We start from the raw sequence: 26,503 nt of genomic DNA on the forward strand, positions 1-26,503 counted from the left end.
TCTCTATTCCCTATCCCCTAAAGCCTAAGACCTAAAACCTAAAGCCTAAAACCTAAAGCCTAAAACCTAAAGCCTAAAGCCTAAAGCCTAAAGCCTAAAGCCTAGCCAATGTCAGAAACACACTACCAAGTTCTTCAAATCTCTCCACAAGCTACCGCTGATGAGATCAAACAATCTTATCGGCGGTTGGCAAAAAAATTTCATCCCGACGTGAATGGCGGTCAAATAAATTCCGATCGCATTGTCAAGCTAAATGCTGCTTATGAGGTATTAGGTGACGAACGCAAGCGTAGAGAATACGATTACCTGTATGGGGCAGCCAAACCCATCCCCCGCCAACAACAATCGGCTACGCCAATCCCCCGTCGTCCGCGCACAGTAGGACGCGAGTTAGATGAAGAACTAATTCTGTGGTTGAATCAGGTTTACCAACCGATAAATCGGACGATTAATTGGATTATCAAGCCACTAAAAACCCAAATCCAAGAACTTTCTGCCGATCCTTTCGATGACGAATTAATGGCCAATTTTGAGGCATATGTAACGGAATGCCAGCAACATCTCCAGAAGATCGATAAAATATTTCATTCGATGCCCAATCCTTCGCTAGTTGCTGAGATTGCTGCTAACTTATACTATACAATCAACCAAGTAGCCGATGGTATCAAAGAGTTGAATTTCTACATCATGAATTATGATGAGAGATACCTACATGATGGGATTGAGATGTTCAAAATTGCCGCTCAACTCCAAAAAGAAACTAATAAAAAAGTCAAGATATATAAGTAATAAGATTGTCAAAGGCTATCCAATAATTAACAATCAATAATCGTATTTGTATAAAAATCACAGATTTGTAATCATAGAATTAGTACTTTGTTTCTCCCAGAAGTGGGGCTTAATGTCTAGTTTCACTGACAAGATCTTTATCAACAAATAAAATTAAAAATGACTTCAGAATTTATCTTTCATTTGGCATTTCCGATCCAGAATATTCCAGACGCTAAAAAATTCTATATCGATGGCTTGGGCTGCAAGCTAGGTAGAGAAACACACAACTCAATGATCCTAGAGCTGTACGGACATCAATTAGTCGCTCATGTTACCGATCGACCCGCACCCGTTCAAGCCGGAATTTATCCCCGTCATTTTGGGATTGTATTTCCAACTTTAGCTGATTGGCAATCGTTACTCGATCGAGCTAACGCTCGACAACTCAAATTTTATCAGTCAGCAAAACATCGATTTGCTGGTGAGATTACCGAGCATCGCACGTTCTTTTTAGTCGATCCTTTTGCCAATCTCTTAGAATTCAAGTTTTATACGCATTCCGAATCGATATTTGGCGCAACTGAATTCGATCGCATCGGTGACTTAGCAGGTTGAGATAATGCCTCCGAAATTTCCAGCAGCACGCGTCGATCGGACACCATCAGTGGATGTGCGAGTACGGGTATCGATCTTTCCGTACCGATACCCAATTGCGAACTACTTGGCGGTAAAATAATCAGATCGAATGGCGTCCATAACGAAGTAAAATTCAATTCTTTTAATCGATCGACATCGCTACTGAGATCTTGCATAAAAGCACTATTGGGACGCATCTGCATACAACCCGATCGCATTGAAAAATTAGCTGCAATCGTCCCATTGTGGGGAGTAGAAATTGTAATGAATCTCTGCACGCGCTGCATTCCACCCAACCGTTGTAAATAGTAACGGCTCACCAATCCACCCATACTAAACCCTAACAGGTCGATCGATCGCTCAGAATGAGAATCGGGTGCAAAAATGCGATCGATCTCCACTGCTAACTGTCGAGCGAGGATTTCGAGCCTCGTCGTTCCATCATTGGTACGCAAATCGATATCGAAAACTTCCCAACCCAATCCGCGCAGATAACTGGCAATTGTGCGCATCTTATAGCTAGTATCCATCAACCCATGGACGAGAAAAACTGGATTGCGATGCTCCTCTGGAGCAGCGGAGCCAGCGACTATTGGCGCACTTTTACTGACATTCGAGGGCTGTACTGGCATATTGGCAAGCCGCTTGGCATTTAGGTATCGACTTCGATCTTAAAACGATTGACGAGCTATGCTTGCCATCTGCATGACAGTTCTTCAAGTGGCTAAATCGGAATCGGTTCTCTAAACTACCAGTCAAATTCGCCAGCATCTAGCAGCTCTCCTGGGTAGCAAAACAGAATCAAAACTGCTGGTGATGGTTGTAGTGCAAATATCGTAGTTCTCATCTGTACGTAAATCCACTTACCTATCCAAAAGACACCTACAAGTATTTCCGTGGATCGACGCTGTTAGCGATCGGGGTGTGTAGAGAACAATGTAGCAGTGGAGAAAAAACAACCCGGAACAAATCCCAACCGAATTAATTCTTCTCCAACTCGCATCTAGTTTCCACTGTCCGAACCCCTCTGATGTAATTATTCCCATTTATCGGTCGATTGCATCATTTACCCAGCATCTATCTTCAAACAAGGTTGCTCAAAACAATGGCTACTCAGGCTTCTGCTCATTCCGAATCGATGTCCCTCTTGATGAATTATTATCAACAGCCCAGCATCAAAGTCCGCAATCAGTTAGTCTTGTTAACTGCTGGTCTCGTCAGACAGATCGCTCACCGGATCGGTCGTCAATGTGCAGAACCTTATCAAGATTTAGAGCAAATTGGTTACTTAGGCTTGATTCGCGCGATCGAACGTTTTAATCCCCATCAGGGTTGTGCGTTTAGCTCGTTTGCAGTTCCCTATATTAGAGGCGAAGTTTTACACTTCCTTAGAGACAAGAGTAGCGTCTTAAAGATTCCTCGGCGTTGGCAAGAACTCCAAAAAGAGGGTGAGAAGGTGCGTCAGCAACTGACAGCTAAATTGGGTAGAAAGGTTCGGGATGAAGAAATTGCAGCGGTACTGAACGTCTCTGTCAGCGAGTGGCGCGAGACTCAAGCCGCAGAACACAACCGTCAAGCTTTAAGTTTGGATGCGACAGTCGGTCAAATGTTAGATTGCCCCGTGACTTTAGGCGATAGTTTACCAGACACCCGCGAACAACAACGTCAATATCTCGAAGAGGAACGCCAACAACTCAGCGGTGCTATTTCCGAACTCGAATCCAAAACCAAACAAGCGATCGAATTTGTTTATATCAAAGGGCTACCCCGCAAGGAAGCTGCCAAAAGAATCGGCGTTAGTCCCATGACAGTCACCCGCCATCTCCAACGCGGCGTCAAACAATTATCCACCCTCTTACACCCAGAAGACGCTGTAATGACCTAGTTTTATCTCAGGTTGATGTCTTTAACTAATTTCACCCCAGGAACTTAACCAACCAGTGAGGAGCAATCCTCACTTTTTTTATGCTCCACGTCAACTAAGGCATTGCTGGGGATTCAGCAATTCCTTAACTATTAAGTAGATGGACATAATTAAAGTGACAATGACGAAATCGCCCTCACCCCACCATCGCCTGTGGCTCTGGCTCCCCTCTCCCAAGAATGCTATCCATTACGCAAAAGCTGCTGGATAGGATACGGAGACTAAGTTTTTGGGGCTAGCTGCGAACCGTCAAGTAAATGATGGAGTACCCCAATACCTCGCCAGATGGTTTTGAGTCCAGGTTCTCCATCATTCTTCCGAGCTAAAAAGCCACCTAACCTGGCAATCCAACCAACTGCTTGATGTAAAGTTGGTGGCTGTTTAGAGCGATTTCTCGGTTCAAACTTCCGCCGCAGGAGTTGCCATTGGGCTGGTAAAAGTGCGATTTCACAAGACTGTTCTGGATGAAGGCGAGCACAATAAGTTAAGTGCATTAGTCGCCATGCGACAATTGAATAGCCCAAGCTTGGGAAAGGGGTTGGGGGAGAGGGCTGAGTAACCGGAGTTGGTATAAGCCTGCATTCTGCGCTGATTTTAGTTCGGTTTCGTGTCGATAAAATAGCCCCGACTCCTGAGAGTCGAGGCTGTTGTGGTTATTCAATCTCTATAGCTAATAAATCTTAGCTAGAGGCGTAACTCGATCGAAATTAACGGCAAGCGCGATATTTAATGTGGTAGACCAAACCGCGATGAGCCAAGTCGAAAGAATCTACAGTAGCAGCACCTCTTCCGCGTGCTGTCATCGAGGCATTGACGCGCATATTGGTGCTATCGCCACAGGCAGACCAGACATCAGCTACAGTAGCTAAACTATCACGGACGTTGTAGTTAGTTTCGCCACTAAAAGTTCTTTGGAAGACAGGGCCGCGATTGCCCGCAAAGAAGTATTCTGCCCGCAAAGTGCCGCGAGTATCAGGAGCTACATAGCCACGATAGTCAGCATCGTATAAAGAAATTTGAAACCCTTGGGGGACTTTAATCGGAATGCTGAGGTTACAGCTTTTACGGCTTTGACTGGAATCGTTACCCAAAGCACTAAATTTATCGAATAGAATGGTTAATTCTTGACCGTCGGGGCTGACGCTAACGCTAGCAGACTCGGCAGGGCAACCGCTACCGCCGTAACTCGCTCCCAAAATTTCAACTTTACTCTGGGCTACTGCGGGAGAGATCGGGGCGGCTGCCAATGTTGCAATGAGGAGTGCTTTGAGGAATTTCATAATACAGTCCAAAAATGAAGATAGTGTGTGGTAAATTTAAGTAAGGTTACGAAAAAAAATATAGAGATTTTATCTCTAGTTAATTCATAACTGACAACAGATTTTGCTGGTAACAAAATCGCGTCAAAAAGATGAAGATATGAGCCAAAAGGCTTAATCTCCTGCTTTTACGATTAGGTTTAGAGATCGTAAAAGCTTTTTTCTTTTCCCTTTGTATTTGATTAGATGTAGATCTAGTTTCAGAGGTTCCCACTTTCGCAAAAGTATTTTAGAGTTGGGCTGAGCTTAGATCTGACAGGCTGTCGCTCCAGTAGAGAATTGCCAATTCCTGAGTTATTCCTATCTTTTGTAACAATTGTTGACATTGACAGATATCCAGACCCAATCGCCAGCAATAAAAAAGATGGGCAAATGCCCACCCTCTCAGTTGTTTTAAATTAAAGCCTACACCTAACGCTTAATTATTAGCGTGAAATTCGCGGAAGCTCTGATAAAATTCGTTCTCCTCATAGATATGGCATTTATCGGTAATATCTTTCATGAGTTCCCATGAAAACGTCCGTTCCTTAATATAGTCGCCCCAGTTAGCTTTGATAATAGCGTGAGCTTCGCGCAGGCGGTAGGACGGAATCGCGATCGAAATATGATGGGGAATGTGAACGTTGATATCGTGACAGAGGAATTCGACCCAACGAGGGTAGTCGCAATGAACGGTACCAGATAATTGAGCGATCGCTTCATCCCATTGGGCATTAGGCTTGAATGGAATATCTGCGGCAGTGTGATGGACGATCGTGAAAGTGCTCATCCAGAAATGATATACCAACCAAGGCATCAGCCAAAACTTGATAAATCCCCAGACACCTAGAGTCGCAAACATGATGGGGAAAATAATTGCCGCACCGATAATGACAAATAGAGCGGAGAACTTGACATCATTTCTGGTTTTACCTTCGGCAAAATTGCGCCAGTCAAAGTGAACGGCTGCCCAGTGAGGTAAAGATGCCAACCACCACAACCGACCGCGCATGGCTTGATAAACTACCTGAAGCCAAGCTGGAGCTGTCTGATAAGCTTCTGGTCGCCAAGGTTGCCAAGCATTATCTACATCCATTTTGTTGGTATGCTTGTGGTGCTTCGCATGTCCGTATCGCCAGCCGTGGAACGGATAAATCAGGGTCAACATAAACAGATGACCGACGATATCGTTAACTTTGCGGCTATTAGCGAAAGAACGGTGCGCGCAGTCATGACCGATGACAAAGCAGCCAGTCATGGCCGTACCTGTAAATATCCACGCCAAGGGTAGCAGATACCAAGGGGAAATAGAGATGGCAAACATGCCCACCGATACCATGCTGATGGTCTTGAGCACAGTCATCCAAGCTTTGAAGCTATCTTTAGCAAAGACTTCTTTTGGTAAAGTCTTGAGGATGTGCTTGAGTTTGAGATCGGGGTGAAGATTTGAGGACAGCGTGGTGGCTGTATTAGATTCGATCGATAAAGTCATGTAGCGGTTTAGATCTCCAGAAATTATAAAGCACCGTTGTTGCTACTGCCGATCGGACACCGCTCTAATGGCAGGTCGGTGGCAATTATTAATTTTGTAGCTCGATTAGGTACCGTTTTGTTAACAATCATTAATATTTAATCGTACCTTAGTGTGTTGCTGGGGTCTAGTATCTCGTTCGCGTAGGGTTGCTGAATGCCAATTATCGAGTTAGTTAGGTTGTGGCTAAACCATCTGGAAACCGGACTTTTCAAGGATCGCTCCCCACCAAAACGGAGAGATCGCATTCAGCTATGTCAGTCTGGTGTCGATCTCTGCTTAGATTCTAATACTTTGAGCGAGTGATGGAGATCGCAGGCACTCTAGTTTATCGGGAATACATTTTGATGTGAAAGCATTAAATACCCCGATAAGTAGTTCCCATATCGCATGTTTGACACTCAAAATACCGCTCAAAACGTCTTGCTTGGCTCTGGCGTCCAATCTTTTGCTGGATCTGTTGCTAACCTCGATGGACTCGACTACTACAAGCTCCAAGTCAATAGTCGCTCCAATGTTAGTATGAGTCTGTCGGGACTCAGCGATAATGTCAATCTTTTTTTATTAGATAGTGCCTCCAGACAATTAGCGGCTTCGAGTGCTACAGGCATTCGATCGGAGTTAATTAAAACCACACTCGAAGCTGGAACCTACTTTGTCAAAGTTCAGCAAGCTACTTCTACAACTAGCTCGCCATATCAACTTAATTTTTCTAACGATCCGCTCTTTAGCACTCCCAATAGCACGCCGCAAAGCCTGATTGTTAATGGGGTAAAGGCTAGCTATGCGGCTAATTCTACCCTCACGCTCTCCACCAGTTATGCATCGGATCGCGATGGTTGGCAAGATGTTAGTAAAGTAGATTTTTGGTTGACTCAATCTTTGCCTGACTCGACCGAACGACGGATTGAATTAGCTGATGTCGATACTTTTACCTCTCATAATGACGCCTCTGCGAAGTTTGGCTATACGACTAGTTTAAGCCAATTAGGATTGGCAGTTGGAGCCTATAAGTTGAATGCGGTAGCTTACGATAAGGCTGGATCTACTAGCGAGAAATTTACATCGACTGCTTTTAATATTACCAATAGTGCCGCCCAAAATTTAAGTATTAGCGGTATTCAAACTAATTACGATGCGACTTCGACACTGACGATCGATCCGAGTTTTGTCAGCGACAGTAATGGTTGGCAAGATGTTAGTAAAGTAGATTTTTGGTTGACTAACTCCGTTGGTAGACGGGTAGAGTTAGCTGATGTGACTAGTTTTATTAGCAATGATGGTCTGACTTCAGCTCGATTCGGCTATTCGACTGGTTTGCTGGGATTAGCATCTGGCGATTATAAATTAAATGCAGTTGCGATCGACACAGCTAACGCGAGGAGTAGTACCTTTACATCGAGTATTTTTAATATCGCGAATAGTAAGCCCCAAGACTTACAAGTTAATGGCGTTCTCGATAGCTATAGTGTCGATTCTAGAATAACTTTAGCTACTAGTTACGTGTCAGACAATAATGGCTGGCAAGATGTTGGTAAAGTAGATTTTTGGTTGACAGATAGCTCTAACAAACGGATCGAACTAGCCGATGTTACTAGTTTCTCATCTAATAATCTCACCTCAGCTAAGTTTGGTTATTCTACTGCTTTGACGGGATTGGCTGCTGGTAGATATAGCTTAAATGCCTTAGCTTTTGACAAGACTGGTGTTACTAGCAACCAATTTACAAAGTCTTTTGATGTGACTAATGTCGCTCCAAAAACTTTGACGCTAAACCTTGCTAATACTAGTACTACTCCTAGCTATGATGCTAATTCAACCATAACCCTCGCTTCAAGTTTTGTAACGGATAATAATGGTTGGCAAGATATTAAAAATGTCGATTTTTGGTTGACAAATTCTAAAGGCACCCGGATCGAACTAGCGGACGTTACTAGTTTTACCAGCAATAGTGCGACTACGGCTAAATTTGACTATGCTGCCGATCTGAGTCAATTAGGTTTGGCTGCTGGTAACTATAGCTTGAATGCGATCGCTTATGACAAGTCAGGAGCATTGAGCAGTCGCGCCGCTAAATCTTTTGCTGTTAGTAATACTGCACCAGCAACTCTGACAGTTAATGGGGTTAAGGATAGCTACGCTTTGAATTCGACACTAACGATCGATCCGAGTTTTGTCACTGATAATAACGGTTGGCAAGATGTTGGTAAAGTAGATTTTTGGTTGACTGATGCTCTCAATCGCCGGATTGAATTAGCCGATGTGACTAGTTTTACCTCAGATACCGCGATCGCTGCTAAATTTGGATATTCTACTAGTTTGGCTGGATTAGCCGCAGGTAGTTATAGTTTGAATGCTGTTGCTTACGATCGAGCTGGATTAGCTAGCAATACATTTACTAAATCTCTGAGTTTGGTAAATAGCGCGCCCCAAACTGTAACTCTTAATGGTCTCAAATCTCTATATAGCAAGACTTCCATTCTAGAACTAACATCTAGCTATGTAACCGATATTAACGGCTGGCAAGATGTTACTAAAGTAGATTTTTGGTTGACTGATTCCCTCTCTAGACGGATTGAATTAGCTGATGTAACTAGCTTTACTGCCGAAGGTACTAATGCTAAATTTGATTATTCAACTAGTTTGAGTGCTTTAGGATTAGCGGCTGGTCGTTATCAGTTGAATGCCATTGCTTATGATAAAACTGGGGCAGCTAGCGATCTAGCCTGGAAGCAATTTGATATCTCGGCGACTCTAGATTGGTTCGATCTCAATCTCAAAGATGCGGGTGTCGTCGGTTTGGCGCGGAGCAAAGCTACTGACGGAACACTCGATCGTAACGATATGTTGTCGATTTTCAGAGATGTGCAAGACGGTGGTGTTGTCGATACTTCCGAGCTAACCGATCTCAAGAGTTTGATGGCTACTACTACGCCATTTTCAATGTCGGATCCCGTTCGCTACTTATCGAATAAGTTAGCTATAGATTCCTACGCCAATATCAGTAACACCGCCTTCGAGGCGAGTCTGGGTAAATGGTTCTTAGGTACTGTCGCTCCAACAGCAACATTTACCGATGAAAGTAGCGGTAAAGTCACAAATTTCACCTATACACGTTTCCAAACCCCTCTATTTGGTACTAATACTAGCGCGCGCATCGGTGGCATCGATCAACGCAGTTTTGGCGATTGCGTACTCTTAGCAGCATTAGGTGCCACATTCGCACCACAATCTAACGATGCGGGGAATAGTATTAGTAAAACCATTAATGACATGCTCATCGATAATGGTGACAACACCTATACCGTTCGGTTCTTTACTCAAGATCTCAAAGCTGAATGGGTAACTGTCGATAATCGCCTCGCCACTACCGATGGTAAAAATTTATTTGGGACTAGTAACAAAGACGGTTTGTGGGCACCAATTATTGAAAAAGCTTGCGCTCAATGGCGAGAATTCAATGAAGGTTCTACTTTCTATGCTTCTAAGCCAGCAACTGGATGGGATATTATCGGCAATGGCGATTATTTAGACGATGGACTCCAGCGCGTTACTGGGCGTGCTGCTAAGAACTACTTTACAGGCGGAGGTAGCTGGGATTTCAGCTTTAATTTAATTAAAGACTCCCTCGGTGCTGGTAAGGCAATTCTGTCAGCAGGCGTTCCATCTAGCAATACCCTCAATCTCATTAGCGGTCATGCTTATACCGTTACTAATGCCTATATTAGTGCCACTGGCGAGCAACGCGTTGTAGTTCGCAATCCTTGGGGCATTGACTATGCCTGGAGTGGTGCTGCCGATGGTAACAATGATGGATTCCTCGATCTCTCGTATACCCAATTCCGCAATTTTGGCTATATTACGATCGCTTAATTAATCTCGCTCTCGAACCAAAAATTCTCGAAGATCCCCTTAACTATCTCTAGTAATGGGGGTCTTCAGAATATTTATCTCCAGTTCTTCTGTACTTTTACCGAAGTATCCAATTCAACAAAATTCCCGATCCGTAGATTTCCTGAAGGTGCCCATGGGACTTCTGATTTATGGTGAAAGAATAGCATCCCCCGAGCTTCCTATCTAAATAATGAGTAAACTTATCACCCAAGAAATGGCGATCGTCATTGCCGTTCCAGTTGAAAATCCAACGATCCTGAATGAAGTTTTTCTCAAACAAGCAGGAATTATTCCGATCGATTGGCAGTTAGAACGCGAACCAGTTTATAGCGATCGCGTCGCGCAAATTATGTTTACTAATGGCTTGAGTATTGTCGCTCAACCCGATCGATTAATGTTCCTCGAAATGGTCGGCTATAAATCGATTCGGCAAAGCCGAGGTTACACCAACGAGACACTACATGCTGGCGAAGTCGCCCAAAAATATGTTGCCACGCTCAAAATGGCCGACTATCGATCGATCGGTATCAACTTCCGCAGCTATGCCCCACAAAATAGTCCCGATGCTGCCGCTGCATATATCAACAATGAATTGCTTGCTGGTGGTAATTGGCAGCAATACAATCGGAGTCAAGTGCGTGCATCCGTCAATCTTAACTACGATTTAGGCGATCGACAATTAAATCTCGCGATCGATGCTGCTACAATTCAATTCCCTACTCCTCTCCCCCATCCCGCTGTTGTTTTTTCTGGCACATTTAGTTACGATACCACGGCAAATTCTGGAGATCGCGTCGCTAAAATTACGGCAATTATTAGCAATTGGCAACAAGAACTTAATGAATTTAATTCCTTTATTGCCGTTGGCGTAGCCGCTCCTCTGGAGAATCGATTACTTTCTACAACTAGCGATCTTCCAGAGAGTGTTAAACCTGTAGTTAATGACATCAAAATAGTCGATGCACCAGCATTACCGCCACTTTTATTAAATTATAATTAAGTCCGTATAATTAAATCCTAAACCAGCCGAAACCATCAGCAGGGGTAATTCATGAATTACCCCTACTGATGGTTTCGGCGATCCAGCAACGCCGATAATTTACTTGGAAGCAAACTCGATTGGATTTTGGTCGCGCCGATGATTGAATGGGATGGGCGTACCTTGAGCGTCGCCGACTAATGCCGCAGTGGCTTCTAGGGAAGCTCTGAGCCGCTTGGCGGCATAAATTGACATATCGCGCGGCACATTGATCCGATCGCGGATATAACGTAAGGCAGCATCCGCTCCTGGTGGCGGTACGCAGACATCACCTGTTGTCATCAATGTCAGGGCACAACGCAAGGCTTCGTCTACTAAATCGTCATGAGCCGGATTGACGCGAATTAGATTGGCATGGTGCTTTACCGTCCGATATAGAGCTTCGGCGCGCGCATCTGCTGGCTCGGCAAAAGTGGCATCTGGCAATCCCTCCCACGGGCCATTATCCACTCTGGCTTTATTGATCGGCATCTGGGGTTCGCCGTTTTCCCAGCAACCGCCCATTTGGGGTGGTAAATCGTGAGCGTGGGTATGAAAATCGCTTTGAGTGCCGCGATAAGTTTCGCGACTTTCCAGCGCATCAAACCAGGCTGATAAACGCGGATTCTCTTCGCGGAGCGAGTAGCCTTTGTAGTAATACAGGCTGGCATTCATCCGCTCGACATAGGGCGTAAAAATAATATCAGCAGTGCTAAACTCGTCTAGAAAGTAGGCTCCAGGAGTAGATGCTAAAGCCTTCTCAACCATTTCTACTACACTGACAAATTGCGATCGATTGTACTGTTCGTCTCGTGCCGAATTGGCCGGACGACACAGCCAATTACACCAAGCCCGAAATAGCAACCGCTCCAACTGTCGCAGCGGGATTACTACTGGGTCGGTCATGCCATAAACTAAGATACCGAAAGCTTTCTCTAGCGCGATTAAAATATCGTCGCTTTCGGTGATAATGCGTCCGTCTAATTCTATGGCTGGCAGCATTCCCGATGGGACTTTGCGTTTGTACCAGCTTTCTTTTTCCCCATAGCAAAACATCGTAACTTTTTCGATCCGGTAGGGGATTTGTTTTTCCTCCAACCACAGCCAGATCTTCTGACAGTAAGGACACCAAGCATGATTGTCGCGGTAGAGCGTCACTCGCACGTCGGTTTCGCTATGTCCGAATAGCCGCAATCTCGCTTGAGCGTTAGTGGCTCCATTAATGGGATCTGAAGGCATAAATCGAGCATTCGCCAGATCTGCTAATTCTTGCCAACTCAAGGGGGTAGTAGTCATCTGGTGATGTATTTTATTTAAGCGATCGAGGGGTACTTTAGCCTCATTATACTGAGGATTTAGCAACGATCGTGTTACCCGATCGAGAATGAATTGCTGGCAAAAATTTAGGGGTAGGAGCAGCGTCAACAAGGGACGACATTAAAACCCCCCTTGATGAGCGCGGTGGCTCGTCAATTGGGGGATTGGGGTCAAGTCGATCGCCTAAATCTCTCTATACTTTACGAGGCGATGAGCTTAGGTAGCAGTGCCGCAGGATTGCTCGATATGCGTGTCAAACCAGAACCGATTAAGGATTGAGCGAGCAAGTAGCGATAGAGGTCGCTCAGTTGAATTGCCACGCCAGTCCAGCTAAAGTTTTGGTGTACTCGCGCCGAGGCTTGTTTGCGCATCTTCCGCGCCCACACTTCATCAGTCAAGATCCGTCCGATCGCATGGGCAAATTTACTCACATCGTGAGGCGGTACCAGCAAGCCAGTTTCCTCAGAAATTACCGTAAATTTCAAGCCACCCACCGCTGAGGCGACGACAGGCGTCCCACAAGCCATCGCTTCGATCGCGACTAAGCCAAATGGCTCGTAGTGGCTGGGAATCACGCAGACATCAGCAGCAGTATAGTAGAGTGCTAGGCGATCGTGTCCGACCATGCCGACAAACTCGGTATTGGCATGTAAATCCAACTCAGTTACAATCTTTTCGATCCGACGGCGTTCGGCACCATCTGCCTCGTTGGGATCGCTGCCGCCAACAATGAGTAGTTTTAAGTTCTGCGGATCGATTTCGGCACTGTACTCTAATTTCTCCCGCAATTCTCCCGTAGCGCGAACGAGGGTTTCGATACCTTTGCGTTTGTCAAAGCGACCGACATAGAGTACCACTTTTTCTTTAGTCCCGATGCCTAACTGTTTGCGCGCATCGGCTTTAGAAATCGGATGGAAGGTGCTCACATCGGTACCGCAAGGGATGATATCGATATTACCGATCCGCGAGACCAAATTCTCTAAATCTGCCTTTTCTTGAGGGCTGGTAGCGACGATCGAGTGAGCCTGTTCGAGCAGTTGTTTTTCGACGTCTAAGCGAGTTTGGGCGATTGCCGGAATCTCGCTCACAGATTGATATTTAACTGCGCCTAGCGAATGGTAGGTATGGATCAGTTGAATATTTTGGCGGCGTTTGAGTTCTAAACCTACCCACCCAGACATCCAGTAATTAGTATGCGCCAAGGGGTAATTTGTACCTTCTTTTTGCTGAAACTTTTGCAACGCATCTACAAAGTCGGGCATGTACTGGAACAGTTCGTCGCGAGGAATGTATGTTTCTGGCCCCGCAATTAGGCGAATCGTCCGACAATGGGGCGTATGTTGGACGATGGTGGCGTCATCGGGGCTACTCTTGCGCGTAAACATGTCTACTTGCCAGCCGAGTCTTGCCAAGGCTTCGCCGACTTGACGCACATAGACATTTTGACCGCCAGCAGCGTCTTTGCCAATTTCGGCTGCGGGATCGCCATGCTCGGAAATTAAGGCAATCGCTTGGCGAGTGGGAATTTTGGTTCGAGCGGAAGCAAATGGTTGCTGGGGTTGTGTCACTGGTGTGTTAGTACCGATAGTTGTGGGGAACTTTCCTGTTAACATTTTTTGCACCTCAGTAAAAATTGAGTTTAAAAGCTAGGCAAGTGTACGTTGTAGCTCGCGGCCAATCGAGCTAATGTACTGATGAGAGTAGTTGCGACTAGTCGGCGATGCGATTTTCCTCTCGAAAATCTCGGTATCGAATCAAGATATAGAGTTTGAAGTAATGGGATAATTGCTTCAAAAGGCTACAACCTGTCGTTGGCGGGAATGGCTTACTGTTTACAAGTAGCGATCGCCAGTAGCGATTTCTACTTGTAGATTCAGTCTGGGTGCCAACTTCGCTAGTGCTGAAGATTTATCTCGATCGCGTCGCAGCATATCGATGATGTGTTGTCTCGATCTGCGGTTTAGCGCGAACCGACTAGGTGTCCGTTGCGAGAGAATTTCTCGGCTAAGACTTGTTGATATACGGCTTCATAACCTGCGGCCATTTGCTCGACGCCAAAACGATGGGATACGTATTTCCGACAAGCAAATCGCGAAATCTGCGGTAGTCTGGCGACTGCGGCAATACACTCCTCAACCGTATTGCAGATAAAACCGCTGACGCCATCGGCCACAACTTCGGGTACCGATCCGAGATTCATCGCAATTACGGGCGTACCTGCGGCCATCGATTCAATCATCACTAGCCCGAAAGGTTCGCGCCAGGTAATCGGAAATAAAGTGACGATCGCTCTGCCCATCAGATCGTTTTTCATAAAGTGATCGGCTTCACCCAAGAACTGGATGTGCGTGCCGTCGATGTGGGGCTTAATCTGCTCCTCAAAGTACTCCACATCGACCGGATCGACTTTACCAGCCATTTTCAAGGGAATTCCCGTCGCTTTGGCAATCTCGATCGCATGGTGCGGCCCTTTTTCAGGCGACATTCTGCCCAAGAAGGCCATATACGCTGGTTCGTCGGCTGTTGGGAAAAAGTGATGCGTGCTGACATCGATGCTGTTATACACCGTAGCCACATGATTGAGACCCAATCTGTCTACCCGCTGGGCATTAGAAATACTCACGAATGGCTGCGCTTTGGCATGAGTAAACATTTTTTCATTGTCTGGCGTGAAAATTCCATGCAATGTGTGTACTGTGGGTGTTTTGGTCAATTTGCTATATGGCAATGCCGCACAGCCCATATGTGAATGGATCAAATCAAATTCTCCAGCCCGTTCGTATACATTGGCTAGTTGGAGCATCTCATAAATACCGTATTCTTTAATACTCGAATCCAAGCGCAACGCCTGGGGATGAATCGAGTCTAATTTGGCTGAGGTGATCGAATCGCCTGAGGCAAACAGAGTGACCTCGTGCCCTCTGGCTACTAACTCATCTGTTAATAGCCCAACCACCAATTCTATCCCACCATACGCGGGGGGTGGCACTCTTTCCCACAAAGGTGCTATTTGAGCAATTTTCATAGTATATCCTCCTGAAATATATGAGGCAGTTAGTAAATAGCAATTATGAAATCGATCGAATTCATCAAGATTAGAGATCGCTATTTCGGCAACTACTAACGATCCGGACTCACTAATAATCACCAGAAAATAGTTTGGATAAGCTAGTGCCAGATACCTAAAAGTGCTGCCTGTCAACAACCTCACATACTGTGACGCAGACTATTAAGTTTACATTTGTTTTATTAAGTTACTTGGATCTTAAACTCTATAATTTGAGTTCTCCAACTATCTTAACAAAATCTTTATAATTCACCGGAATAGAATATCTCATCCAAAATGAGTAGCAATATCGCTTAGATTTGGCCGATAATGTAGCTAAAATGACAAATATTTTTGAGAATTGATATTCATTGACTATAAATTCATCGATCGCTACTCCTCTTGAATTTTTGGATAAAAGTAATATTTAATACCAAACAATCTAAAATTAACAATGACACCGCCACGGAGTGAAGATGAATGGTAAACTCAGTCACTCTCTGGCCTCTAACCCAGTGAATTTAGGGGTCGATTGTCTTCCTTTCTATAATTAAACACACCCATCAATTAACTCGAAACTACCAAAAGGAGGATACGTGGGAATAGCTCCGATCGGTTACAGGGTAAACCTTCTGCGACTTAATAGCACTACTGAAACATGACAATTAAGTTTCGGATCTGCGGCTTAGGTCGATCGACATGCAGATCGACCTCAAAAAATATCTCGCACCTGCTTGACAACTACCCAGATCCCTGTGATATATTTGTAGATGTCATTGCAATGGGGTGTCGCCAAGTGGTAAGGCATCTGGTTTTGGTCCAGACATTCCGAGGTTCGAATCCTTGCACCCCAGTTAACTCTATAACCGAAACAACACAGTCGGAGGCAGCCTAAGCACACTCTGACTTATTGTTGTGTTAGTCTAAAGGAAAAATGACATTATGAATGCTGCGCGAATTCTCGCTCTAGATTTTGACGGGGTTTTGTGCGATGGGATGGCAGAGTATTGGCAGACGGCATGGCGCACGTACACGCAGGTGTGGCAACTAGACAGGTTAGAGCCATCGCCTGGTGTGGCCGAAAAGTTTCGCGAATTGCGCCCATTAATCGAAGTAGGCTGGGAAATGCCTGTATTGATCCGCGCACTCACACTAGGTATTTCTACCGATCGAATGCTGAGTTCCTGGCAGCGCATTCGCGATCGCATCTTGGCAGATAGTCGGCTCAGTGGGGTTAAAGTCAGCCAACAACTAGATACCGTCAGAGATAATTGGATCCAGCAGGATCCAGCTAGTTGGTTGGGGTTGCACCAATTTTACCCCGGCGTTATCGAGATGCTCCAAGAACTGCCCAATCGGAAGATTCAACCGATTATTATTACCACCAAAGAAAGTCGATTTGTAACGCAACTGCTCCAAGATAATGGCGTAGAGCTATCTAGCGAATTTATTTGGGGTAAAGAACTCAAACGCAGTAAAACAGATAGCCTCAAGCAACTGCTCGATCGTGGGAGCAAGAAAGCTCCAGCTATTTGGTTTGTCGAGGATCGGCTCAACACGTTAGCCAAAGTAGCCACGCAGCCAGAATTGGAGTCAGTCAAACTATATCTCGCCGACTGGGGCTATAATACCGCCGCCGAACGCGAAGCAGCACTCCAACAGTCGCGAATTCAAATTCTCTCGCTCGCAGATCTACCGACACTCGGTGGTAATCCTAAAAAAGCGACTGTTGCAGGCAGCAAAGGCGATCTCAGTGCTGTTGAGATGTAGTGTACTTGCAATTGAAAAAAAATGCTGTCGGAATTTGGATTCCGACAGCATTTTTTGTGGATACTAGTACCGAGCGACTTAAAGTGCAGCTACTATTAGCAGGCGATCCTAAAACCCGTAAAAGCTGATGGCTGATAGCTGACGGCTAACGGCTAAAACTTTCGATCGTGCGCTTGACTTCCACCTTGAAGTACTAGTGCGATCGAGCTATTTTGCATTTGACACATCTAGCTTAATTACAAACAGATAAAAAATATTACGATGTGTGACAAGGCATTGGTGCGTGAGAATTTAGCATTGACAATAGTCGTAAAACTTACTCTCAGTTACATCGACAGGTATGCTTTTAACAAAACGTTGTATCGCCGAATTTTTTGGAACTTTTTGGTTGGTGCTAGGTGGGTGTGGGAGTGCCGTACTCGCCGCCGCTTATACAGAAACTAACGCTCAAGGTGTCTCTGATGCTAAAGCCGCAGCAGCAGCTTCATTAGGAATTGGCACGATTGGGGTATCGATTGCTTTTGGTTTGACAGTGTTGACGATGGCATATGCGATCGGACATATCTCGGGATGTCATCTCAATCCCGCAGTATCTTTTGGTTTGTGGGCTGGCAAAAGATTTCCGGCATCGGAATTGTTACCGTACATTATCGCGCAAGTGGGTGGCGCGATCGTGGCTTCACTACTCATCTACTTTATCGCTACAGGTAAGACTGGCTACGCATTAACCGGGACTGGCCCGCTGGCTACAAATGGCTTTGGTACGCACTCGCCGCAAGCATATAGCTTGGTAGCTTGCTTTATCACGGAAGTAGTGATGACATTTATGTTTTTGATGGTAATTTTGGGTGCGACCGATCGCAGAGCACCTCAAGGTTTCGCGCCGATTGCCATTGGCTTAATGCTGACGCTAATTCACCTCATTAGTATCCCTGTTACGAATACATCTGTAAATCCTGCTAGAAGTACGGGGCCTGCTCTAATTGTGGGGCTATTTGGTAAGACAGAATTATTCGGACAGGTGTGGTTATTCTGGGTAGCTCCTATTTTAGGCGCGATCGCGGCAGGATTTTTCTACAATACTGTGTTTGAGTCTTCAGACATCGGTCAAAGAGAAAAATCTGAAGTCCAAGTTAGTGGCAATCTGTAATATAGCAATCCTCAATGAGTCATCAGATTTATTCTTCTCGGTGCGTTACCCTTCTCCTTCGGAGACGCTACGCGAACGGGATAACACACCCCACGATCTAAATTTACCGCTTGGGTCGATATTTACTATCGACCCAATTTTTTCGAGCTATGAGGAGAGAAATTCTAACACCACTCGATCGAATTTTGCTGGATACTCTAGATAGGGATGGTGTCCGCAGTTGGGGAAGATCTCTAATTGACTATTCGGTAAGCCTGCTGCGGCGATATAGGCATGTTTGACAGGGATAATCCGATCCTGCGCTCCCCAGACGATCAGTGTCTTTTGGGTAATATTAGCTAAACTATCGAGAATCGGCTGATAGACTTGAGGCAAAACCCCTGCTAAATTAAAATTACTCTGACCGATTCTGAGAATAACTCGATTGCGATCGGGTAAAGCAAAGATGGGATATCGCAATTCCATCCATTCTGCGGGTAATTGCGAACCATTATAAAAATTAGATCTTAACATCGCGGGAACCATCCATCGTCCCGGACGCAGCAAATTGACGATCGCGGGTAGTGTAATCAACCGAATCCCCAAACTAATCTCTCGCCCGAAGCCCATACTATCGACTAAGACTAATTTAGCCACTCGATCGGAATACAATCTGGTAAATTCGATCGCAATCCCTCCACCCATGGAGTTACCGATGAGCGTAGCCTTATCGATAGCCAAAGCCGCCATCACGCCATATAGAAACTCTGCTTGATAACCTAGAGAATAAGATCCATCGGGACGATCTGACTTACCAGAGCCAACCATATCGATCGCATATATGCGATGATGTTGGGCTAAATTGGCGATGTTGTACAGCCAAAACTCGATCGACCCATTTCCGCCATGGAGCAAGATAATCGTACTTCCACGCTCGCCCATCTGCCAGTAACGAGTATTGATGCCATTTACCGACACGTAGAGATCTGGTGGTGGTGTTACTGATGGATGAGTTTGCATGGATTACACATCTAGCTCGATACCTAACTCGCGTAATTTAGCTGCCATTATCGCTGCTTTTTGCTCTGCTGCATCGGCTCGATCGCGTTCTAATTGTACTTGTTCTTCGGCCAATGTTGCTCGTTCTTGTTGCCGTGATGCCTCTAGCTGGGCAGATTCAGCTTTTTGGGCAATTTCTAAGGGCGAAAGAAACAACTCACCTGTGGGAGTATAAATCTCTAATTCCTCACCTAGCTCGAATCTCACTCCCAGCCGAGGGCTAATCCAGCCAGCAATGTTAGCAATTCCTTGTAATCTGCCACCCTGTCGCTGCCAGCCAGTAAAATCCACTCGATCTGGATCGTAGATATAATATTCTTCGACGCCATAGCGATCGTAAAACTCGAATTTTGCAGTCATTTCGGCTAGGCGGTTACCTGGCGAGAGGATCTCGAACACTACTTGGGGAGGAATATTATCTTCTAGCCATTGTTTGTAAGAGCCGCGATAACCTTTGGCTCTACCAAAAGCCACCATCGCATCGGGTGCGCGGCGAGTGGTGTTGTCGCCTTCGACTGGATACCAGAGCAAATCCCCAGCGACAAATACGTTGGGATCGTTGGCAAATAATATCTCCAGATTTTCCTTAATTTTGACGATCCAGCTAAACTGGAGGGTATTGTCTGACATTGGATGTCCGTCTGAATCTGGATAAATAATCTCGTTTTTTTGTAGTTGCCGAACCATAGTTAGAGGATGCCCCAATGGTAAGTTTGCAAGGATCTCGATCGAGTAATAAGTAATAAGTAATGAGTAATGAGTAATAACTAGTTAAAAGACCTGACTATAGAGCTTGAGACCCTGGCTTATCGGCGATCGAGTTGTTCTACACTAATTATCTCATATCTGCAAAATCGAGCCACTTTCTGCTAATGACTAATTACCATAGGGACGAGGATAAGGCTTGAGTAATTGTTGAGCTTGATAAACACTAAAAGTTTGGACTATTTCGCCACCACGTCTGATTGGAATCTCGCCGAGTTTAGTTAACGATTTGAAGTAGCTGGGATAGCGTTTTTTGGCATCGAGATCGACATCAAAAGTTTTACTACCTAAATAAATGGCATTCTTCCCGATCCATTGTTTGGGTTTCGACCAAAAGGCAAACCCACGGAGATCGGCATCAAAACAAGTTAAAGGTTTATGAAAGATGGGATCGATCGCCATGCCAATCTGTCCACCTAGATAATAACGGTTGGTAAATACAAAATCGGCTTTTTTTAAGGCTGTGTTTAATTTATTATTAGTGACAAATCCTTGTCGTAACTGTTGGATATCGAATAGTTGGGTAGAATTATCGGTTTTAATTTCTAGTGGTAAGATTCCAAATATAGATGGTTTACCTGTAGTCTGAAATGCTCCGAACGCGATATGAGATAACGCGATCGAGAATAGCACAATAATTACTGTAACCGAGCCAAAGAACCACCGATAGGGAATCCGCACATTGGAGTAACGGCGGCTAATTGCGACGCGTTCGGCGAGTAAGATTGTTGCCGACCAATATCCAGGCATTTTCCATGCTGGTAAAATTTGTTGATAGCCAGCAATAATTGTAAATCCCAAAATTAGCGGTAACGACAGCCATAAGATCAGTCCTCTTTTGTGGGCATCCCACTCATTACTAAATGCCGAAATACTGGGGCTTTGTCGCCAACCAAAGTTTCTAATTTGTTGGATGATAGTGCGGGCAAGGGCAAATAATAAGGGAAACCCAAAAGTCGGGAATAAAAATACCATCTCTACTAGCAAATTGAGAAATAATCTCTCGATTTGATAACCGCTGGCTGTCGGAATGGCTCGTTCTGATTGGAACCGAAATGACACCCAATCATGAATGATATTCCAGTATAACATGGGAGAAATTGTCAGTATAAAAACTGGAATTCCCAGGCAAAACCATTTAGAAAATAGAGCGCGGCGATAATTAGGAGTGAATAAACAAAACCCAAATAAACTGATGGCTAAAATAAAGCCATGATATTTACCCATACAAGCTAAACCGACCGTCAAGCACAGCAATGTCAGTCGAAAGCTCGGACGATAAACCCGAGAATCAAAAAATTCTTGAGTAGCCAACCATAAAGATACCGCCCAAAAGAATAACAACGGTGTATCAGGAATATTTAAACTCCCAAAAGCAATCTGAAAAATCGGAATTGCGGAGGCGATCGCGAGTGTATTAATGGCAATCTGAAGCGTATACAATCGCAACGTTGCTAAATATAAAAATATTAACGAGCCAGTATAAAGTATTAATGTCCCAATCCGAATCGTGAACTGCGACACATTACCCGTCAACCATACGCCAAAACCTGTAGTCAAAGCCACTAACGGCGGATGATCGAAATAACTCCAATCGGGATGCAGAGTATAGAGATAATAATAGGCTTCATCAAAACCTGGATGCAGCCAAACTGCGATAACTAATCTGACCAAAAAGCCAGCTAATAAAATAATTAATGCTGTGTGATGGTAGTAAGCCGAAACACCTCGATAAAGTCGGATCGCCATGAATTACTTAACTAGAGATGGGTATAAGAAAACTAGATCGATCCCCTGATGATGCGATCGTCTCGCTCGACGATCGAAACTGCTTTGCCAAGTGTGCTGGAGAGTAAATTGCAATTATACGTAGGATGCCTAGATAGAAATCTTACCGTGTTTGTGACGACGGGGATCGATAGCTACAGTGCCGATTGTAGTAGTTTTTAGCTACTGGTAAGGCGCGATCGATCGAAGTTGAGCTATTTTATCTGCACTAGGAGCTGTACTAACGATCGTTCGTGGGTACTCTAACTAATATAAATTGCTAATCTCGTTGGCGGAGCCTACCGAAGGTAATCGCCAAATCTAAATTCTGATGTTTAAGCGTGCAACGAACTGGCTGGAAACTAATTGGGTAACTCCCGCCTATGCTGGGGGGTTATTGGCAGCTCTGACGATTTGCTTCTTTGGTGCGGCAACTAATACGATGGCGGGTTGGCTCTATGTCCTCAGTGGCGTGGGAGTGGCGTTACTCGGCGTCAGTGCCGTGTTACCCGCTCGATCGATCCGTGCGTTGAGCGTCAGTCGCGAGACAATTTTACCAGTGACCGCAGGTGCAGATTTAGAAATTGCCCTGACCGTTCGCAACCCCACCCAACAGGTACAAAGCTTATTTCAAATCCAAGATCTATCGCCATTGAGTCGGTCTAATCCCCCTACAACTACGGTAGAACAAGTTTTAGCCGATGGAACGTATCGCTGGGTTTATCGCCAGCCTACCGAGCTGCGAGGGGTGTATCAGTGGTCGAAAATTGCCCTGCGTAGTGGCGCGCCAATTGGCTTATTTTGGTGTCAACGGCAACGCGAAGCGACCGCGATCGCCTATGTTTATCCCCAAGCCCTCAAATTGGATCGCTGTCCGCTCGTTGATGGCATTGGTAACTCAGAACGCCAGAATCGCCAGTCTGCCAATCGGCACCTAGAAGCAGCAAATGAAGGCATCACGCGATCGCTACGTCCCTATCGATATGGCGATCCCATGCGATCGATCCATTGGCGCACGAGTGCTCGCTATAGCGAATTTCAGGTGCGCGAACTAGAAACCGAACGCGGCGGGCAAAATGTCACGATTTGCCTCGACAGTGGCGTAAATTGGGATGCTACCGACTTCGAGCAAGCCGTTATCGCTGCTTGTACGCTGTATTTTTATGCCAGTCAATCGACAAATCTCAATGTCCGACTGTGGACGGCGGGAACTGGCTTAATTTCTGGTGCGCGACAAGTTCTCGAAACCCTGGCAGCCGTGCAGATGGCCGAATCACTGACATCAGAACCAGCACCGTATCCATTAATTCTTCTCACCAGTCAACCCCAACAGGTGGCGACAATTCCGGCTGGCAATCGATGGGTATTGTGGACTCCCGAACCTTTTACCTCCACTCCAAGATCTGGCTCTTTGGGGTTGAAAATCGACCCTCACCAATCCTTGCAACAACAGCTTAATAGTAGCAACTTTGCCAGCGATCGCGAAATGCCCGCCTACACTCGATCTAATCGCGATCTAAATCCCGAATTAAATTAGGCGTTAAAAGTAGGTAAGTGCAAATCTTTACTAAATAGATAATGCCTGAAACCTATATCTCTCCTCTACATCCATCATGCGTCAACCTTCAGGCAGCAAAATTCAACTTACCAGCAAAGCCGATCGATTTCAATTGACTATCCCCGCTCGATTTCGACCAGATCGCGTCGCCATCCATCAACTGGGATTAGCCGCATCAATTAATTGTGCGGTGCTGTTCTTGACTGGATTAACAATCTATATCTCCGTACCGCTGACAATCCCCACCACCGAGTTAGCTGTCAGAGTCGGCTTGGGTGTGGCATTGATGTTTGTGCTGCCGTTGACGCTGTGGTTGTTTAAAGGTGGATTGAAGATGTCTTTCGAGCTAGCCGAAAAATTTCTATCGCAGACGATCTTATCGATCGATCGCAAGCAATTTACTTTATCACAGCATTTGTACGGACTCGATCGCGGTCGTCCCAAACATCTCAAAACTAACGAAATTACGCAGGTGATCGTCGATAACTATCAGCATCCCGATTTGAAGGTGCCCAAAGTAAGCTTGATGTTAGAATTGCGGCAGACAGATCCAATTAGAGTCCTGAGTACGGGACAAGATCTCACAGAACGCGAGATTAAATGGATGGCTCGGGAAGTGAGTAATTGGCTGGGTGTCAATCTGATTGCTGACACGCTCGATTGGGATAGGAATTAATTGATAATTGATAATTGATAATTGACAGTTAGACTTTAGGGTGGATGGTCTAAACGCCTACTCTGTGTTAATTTCTAACACAAATTATTTAGATGGGATGGATTTCGATCTCTAAATTTTTGCTGACAGTGATGATGCTTTGCATCGGACAAGTTTGCCAGTTGCCAGCAAAGATCGGCTCGGAGGCTAAGATGACGGCATCTGGATACTCCAGACTATCTCTAATCCAATAGAGCGAGGGTACAGTGGCGCGATGGGCGAACCGAGACGCAATCAGCCTGTCGCCATCGCTAATGACAATATTGGCCGAAATTGTCGTGCGTGCGGATTCGACTAAATCGCTCAAGATCTGGAGCGTGCGCTGGAGGGCGATTTCTAACGGGAGTTCGGGATGAGTGTGCAATTCGTTAGAAAACAGCGCGAAGATATGTTCTGAGTCGGTAGTACCATCGATCGCTTGATAGATATGCTGGTAAAGTTTATCGCGAATTTGCTTGTATAATCCACCCCGAAAGTTATCGATAAAGCCATTGTGAATAAATAACAATTTACCATCCTGAAACGGCTGGCAATTGCTCAGACTCACCGCCTGTCCGGGAGTTGCGCTGCGGACATAGCTCAACATACAGCCAGTTTTTACATATCGGCTCAGTTGTGGAAGATTGATATCCGTCCAAATTGGTTGAGTTTGTTTGTAAATAAATGGATCGGGATCTCGATCGAAATCGTACCAGCCGATCCCAAACCCATCAGCATTAATCACTCCAGCGGTCATTTCGCGGGGTTGATAGCTTTGGACGATCAGCGAGTGTTCGGGTTTGGTAATTAGTCGATCGAGCGATTGGGGAGTACCCTGATAAGCAAGCAGACGACACATGTGCAGTCAAAATAGCGAGCAGTGAATAGAGACTATAACACTTCTTTGACTGGCTTACCCGATCGATTTGTAAAGCAAATCCTTAAACTAGCACACAAGTCGCCCGCAGACTCACATTGAACCGATTTTGCTACCTCACATCTCTAGCTTATACAAGCCAAATTGTTGGCGAATGGAATTAGTCAAGAAGAAGATCCGGTATTTACTAATTTTTTCCAGCCAGTAATTTAGTCCTTTTTGATAGGAATTAGTAGCAAGTGCTTTGACTGCGGTTGTCGTCATTCGATAGTTTTCTTGATTTTCTACGCTATAAACCGAGCCAGCAAATGGTAGCGGTTGTAACTTTTTGCCATTCCTCAAAGTAACGGTAGTGTGGTCGTAATACTTGCCTTCAGTCACTAGCAAAGTGGCGAGATCGTACCTAACAACGATCGATGTTCCACACAGATCGTTAAAGTTTTTGGCATTAAGATAAATATATCTTTTGCCTTCTTTATAAACATAACCTCGACGAGCATACCAACCATCACTTTCTGGATGCTCTTCCACAAACTTAGCGATATTTTGATTGATACAGTCATCGGCATCTACCACCATCACATGCGATGGATTGAATTTTTTAGCGTATTCTAGTCCTGCTAAAATCTTCTTGGCTTTATCGGCTTCTTTGGGCGACTCTAGTCCCGCGATCGGGTTGACTTGCTCCGATACTGGCGGTGGAAAATCTACATACAAATACTCGATGTGGGGCGACTCAAAACTGGTGTCGGGTTTTTCGTTACACACTACCACCACTTGAAAATTAGGAGAGGTTTGATTGCAGACCGATTTAATACATCTTTCAAACAGTTGGGAAAATCTTTCCCAATTCGACGAAATTAACGAACTTTTGACAGGTATAATAAATACAATCATGGTTTAAAATTGTTGACCAGGTTAACTTTTAGGCCGTGATGTGACTATCGATATTGTCATTAATTGCAATCTTAAAAGAGGTGATATTTCACTCGTGGCACCATACTGCGCTCAACTCGATCTAGTCTCGCTCTATAGCGATTTGCAGGCAGATGGAGACGCTTGAAATCCTCTATATCTCTGTGAATGAAGCTTTTGAAAGTAACTGTAACCTATAAACTCACAAACTGCTGTATATTTTGATTCATTCAGCGGCTGCCATTATTTTCTCGTCAGTTTATTAAGCCAACGAGGTAGCCATGGTAGCCAGATTACCAATAATATAATTAACTTATTTTTATTTAGAATCCTCCTTTAGGGGGAGGTTGACAATTTATTTCTAGATAGATAAAAATGGCTCTTCATCACCTGGTATGCTAATCTCAGCTTTTTGACCCGAAATCCTTACTGCTAAGCCAAAAATGGCTGAAAAATCTAACAATAATAGATTTTAGGCTCAATCCCTTGTTAGCTATCAATCTGGGCGGAAATCAGCATACTAAGTAATGAAGA

Annotated in this window: 21 protein-coding genes, 1 tRNA gene and 1 pseudogene; 11 read left to right on the plus strand and 12 right to left on the minus strand. The window is 45.0% G+C overall.

Going from position 1 to position 26,503, the window contains the following annotated elements; all coding sequences use genetic code 11:
- The first annotated feature begins 108 nt into the window (after nt 1-108).
- Together C7B77_RS03055 and C7B77_RS03060 are read left to right on the plus strand one after the other, a co-directional pair.
- On the plus strand, nt 109-789 hold the full coding sequence (locus C7B77_RS03055) for a J domain-containing protein (RefSeq protein WP_106300203.1): 681 nt from the start codon (nt 109-111) through the stop codon (nt 787-789).
- A 159-nt stretch (nt 790-948) separates the two neighbouring features.
- Nucleotides 949-1,386, plus strand: a complete 438-nt coding sequence (locus C7B77_RS03060) for a VOC family protein (RefSeq protein WP_106300205.1) — start codon at nt 949-951, stop codon at nt 1,384-1,386.
- On the opposite strand, the gene C7B77_RS03065 is transcribed toward C7B77_RS03060, so the two are convergent.
- Nucleotides 1,320-2,039 carry an esterase/lipase family protein gene (locus C7B77_RS03065; protein WP_106300207.1) on the minus strand — a complete coding sequence of 240 codons (720 nt, stop codon included), beginning with the start codon at nt 2,037-2,039 and terminating at the stop codon, nt 1,320-1,322. The genes C7B77_RS03060 and C7B77_RS03065 overlap by 67 nt on opposite strands.
- 473 nt (nt 2,040-2,512) lie before the next feature.
- Between C7B77_RS03065 and C7B77_RS03070 the strand changes: the two genes are divergently transcribed.
- Nucleotides 2,513-3,292 carry a sigma-70 family RNA polymerase sigma factor gene (locus C7B77_RS03070; RefSeq protein WP_106300209.1) on the plus strand — a complete coding sequence of 260 codons (780 nt, stop codon included), beginning with the start codon at nt 2,513-2,515 and terminating at the stop codon, nt 3,290-3,292.
- A gap of 260 nt (nt 3,293-3,552) precedes the next feature.
- On the opposite strand, the pseudogene C7B77_RS03075 reads toward C7B77_RS03070, so the two are convergent.
- The 3 genes and pseudogenes from C7B77_RS03075 to C7B77_RS03085 all read right to left on the minus strand — a co-directional run.
- Nucleotides 3,553-3,849 (minus strand): annotated as a pseudogene (locus tag C7B77_RS03075) (IS4 family transposase); the annotation flags it as partial.
- Between the two features lie 189 nt (nt 3,850-4,038).
- A complete protein-coding gene (locus tag C7B77_RS03080; protein ID WP_106300213.1) occupies nt 4,039-4,611 on the minus strand; it encodes a DUF4360 domain-containing protein in 573 nt (190 codons plus the stop codon).
- Between the two features lie 457 nt (nt 4,612-5,068).
- Nucleotides 5,069-6,121 (minus strand): fatty acid desaturase, encoded by a 1,053-nt coding sequence (locus C7B77_RS03085; protein WP_106300215.1) that lies wholly within the window; start codon nt 6,119-6,121, stop codon nt 5,069-5,071.
- Nucleotides 6,122-6,550: 429 nt separating this feature from the next.
- On the opposite strand from C7B77_RS03085, the gene C7B77_RS03090 reads away from it, so the two are divergent.
- Together C7B77_RS03090 and C7B77_RS03095 are read left to right on the plus strand one after the other, a co-directional pair.
- Nucleotides 6,551-10,033: a C2 family cysteine protease gene (locus C7B77_RS03090; protein ID WP_106300217.1), complete on the plus strand. Its 3,483-nt coding sequence runs from the start codon at nt 6,551-6,553 to the stop codon at nt 10,031-10,033.
- Between the two features lie 211 nt (nt 10,034-10,244).
- Complete coding sequence (locus tag C7B77_RS03095) at nt 10,245-11,054, plus strand: hypothetical protein (RefSeq protein ID WP_106300219.1); 810 nt, start codon at nt 10,245-10,247, stop codon at nt 11,052-11,054.
- Between the two features lie 99 nt (nt 11,055-11,153).
- Here the strand turns inward: C7B77_RS03095 and C7B77_RS03100 are convergent, their stop codons facing one another.
- From C7B77_RS03100 to C7B77_RS03110, 3 genes are all read right to left on the minus strand, one after another.
- Nucleotides 11,154-12,368, minus strand: a complete 1,215-nt coding sequence (locus C7B77_RS03100) for a glutathione S-transferase family protein (RefSeq protein WP_106300221.1) — start codon at nt 12,366-12,368, stop codon at nt 11,154-11,156.
- 221 nt (nt 12,369-12,589) lie between these two features.
- A complete protein-coding gene (locus C7B77_RS03105) occupies nt 12,590-14,002 on the minus strand; it encodes a glycosyltransferase family 4 protein (RefSeq protein WP_106300223.1) in 1,413 nt (470 codons plus the stop codon).
- Nucleotides 14,003-14,349: 347 nt separating this feature from the next.
- Complete coding sequence (locus tag C7B77_RS03110) at nt 14,350-15,414, minus strand: glycosyltransferase family 4 protein (protein WP_106300243.1); 1,065 nt, start codon at nt 15,412-15,414, stop codon at nt 14,350-14,352.
- Nucleotides 15,415-16,217: 803 nt separating this feature from the next.
- On the opposite strand from C7B77_RS03110, the gene C7B77_RS03115 reads away from it, so the two are divergent.
- From C7B77_RS03115 to aqpZ, 4 genes are all read left to right on the plus strand, one after another.
- A tRNA-Gln gene (locus C7B77_RS03115) sits at nt 16,218-16,289 on the plus strand.
- Nucleotides 16,290-16,377: 88 nt separating this feature from the next.
- Entirely contained in the window at nt 16,378-17,205 is an 828-nt protein-coding gene (locus C7B77_RS03120; protein WP_106300225.1) for an HAD family hydrolase, read from the plus strand.
- A gap of 5 nt (nt 17,206-17,210) precedes the next feature.
- Entirely contained in the window at nt 17,211-17,333 is a 123-nt protein-coding gene (locus C7B77_RS31305) for a hypothetical protein (protein ID WP_281261327.1), read from the plus strand.
- Between the two features lie 212 nt (nt 17,334-17,545).
- Nucleotides 17,546-18,355, plus strand: a complete 810-nt coding sequence (gene aqpZ / locus C7B77_RS03125; RefSeq protein ID WP_106300227.1) for an aquaporin Z — start codon at nt 17,546-17,548, stop codon at nt 18,353-18,355.
- A gap of 147 nt (nt 18,356-18,502) precedes the next feature.
- Here aqpZ and C7B77_RS03130 read toward each other — a convergent pair whose 3' ends face one another.
- From C7B77_RS03130 to C7B77_RS03140, 3 genes are all read right to left on the minus strand, one after another.
- Entirely contained in the window at nt 18,503-19,354 is an 852-nt protein-coding gene (locus C7B77_RS03130) for an alpha/beta fold hydrolase (RefSeq protein WP_106300229.1), read from the minus strand.
- Nucleotides 19,355-19,357: 3 nt separating this feature from the next.
- Nucleotides 19,358-20,080, minus strand: a complete 723-nt coding sequence (locus C7B77_RS03135; protein WP_106300231.1) for a Uma2 family endonuclease — start codon at nt 20,078-20,080, stop codon at nt 19,358-19,360.
- Nucleotides 20,081-20,269: 189 nt separating this feature from the next.
- Nucleotides 20,270-21,907 (minus strand): ArnT family glycosyltransferase, encoded by a 1,638-nt coding sequence (locus tag C7B77_RS03140; protein WP_106300233.1) that lies wholly within the window; start codon nt 21,905-21,907, stop codon nt 20,270-20,272.
- Nucleotides 21,908-22,256: 349 nt separating this feature from the next.
- On the opposite strand from C7B77_RS03140, the gene C7B77_RS03145 reads away from it, so the two are divergent.
- Complete coding sequence (locus tag C7B77_RS03145) at nt 22,257-23,462, plus strand: DUF58 domain-containing protein (RefSeq protein ID WP_106300235.1); 1,206 nt, start codon at nt 22,257-22,259, stop codon at nt 23,460-23,462.
- Nucleotides 23,463-23,538: 76 nt separating this feature from the next.
- The gene (locus tag C7B77_RS03150; protein ID WP_106300237.1) at nt 23,539-24,159 is read left to right on the plus strand and encodes a hypothetical protein; all 621 of its coding nucleotides are present in this window, start codon (nt 23,539-23,541) and stop codon (nt 24,157-24,159) included.
- 88 nt (nt 24,160-24,247) lie between these two features.
- Here C7B77_RS03150 and egtC read toward each other — a convergent pair whose 3' ends face one another.
- A complete protein-coding gene (egtC, locus tag C7B77_RS03155) occupies nt 24,248-25,036 on the minus strand; it encodes an ergothioneine biosynthesis protein EgtC (RefSeq protein ID WP_106300239.1) in 789 nt (262 codons plus the stop codon).
- 135 nt (nt 25,037-25,171) lie between these two features.
- Entirely contained in the window at nt 25,172-25,951 is a 780-nt protein-coding gene (locus C7B77_RS03160; protein ID WP_106300241.1) for a glycosyltransferase family A protein, read from the minus strand.
- Nucleotides 25,952-26,503: the final 552 nt, after the last annotated feature.

The sequence above is a fragment of the Chamaesiphon polymorphus CCALA 037 genome, assembly GCF_003003845.1.
Lineage (GTDB): Bacteria > Cyanobacteriota > Cyanobacteriia > Cyanobacteriales > Chamaesiphonaceae > Chamaesiphon > Chamaesiphon polymorphus.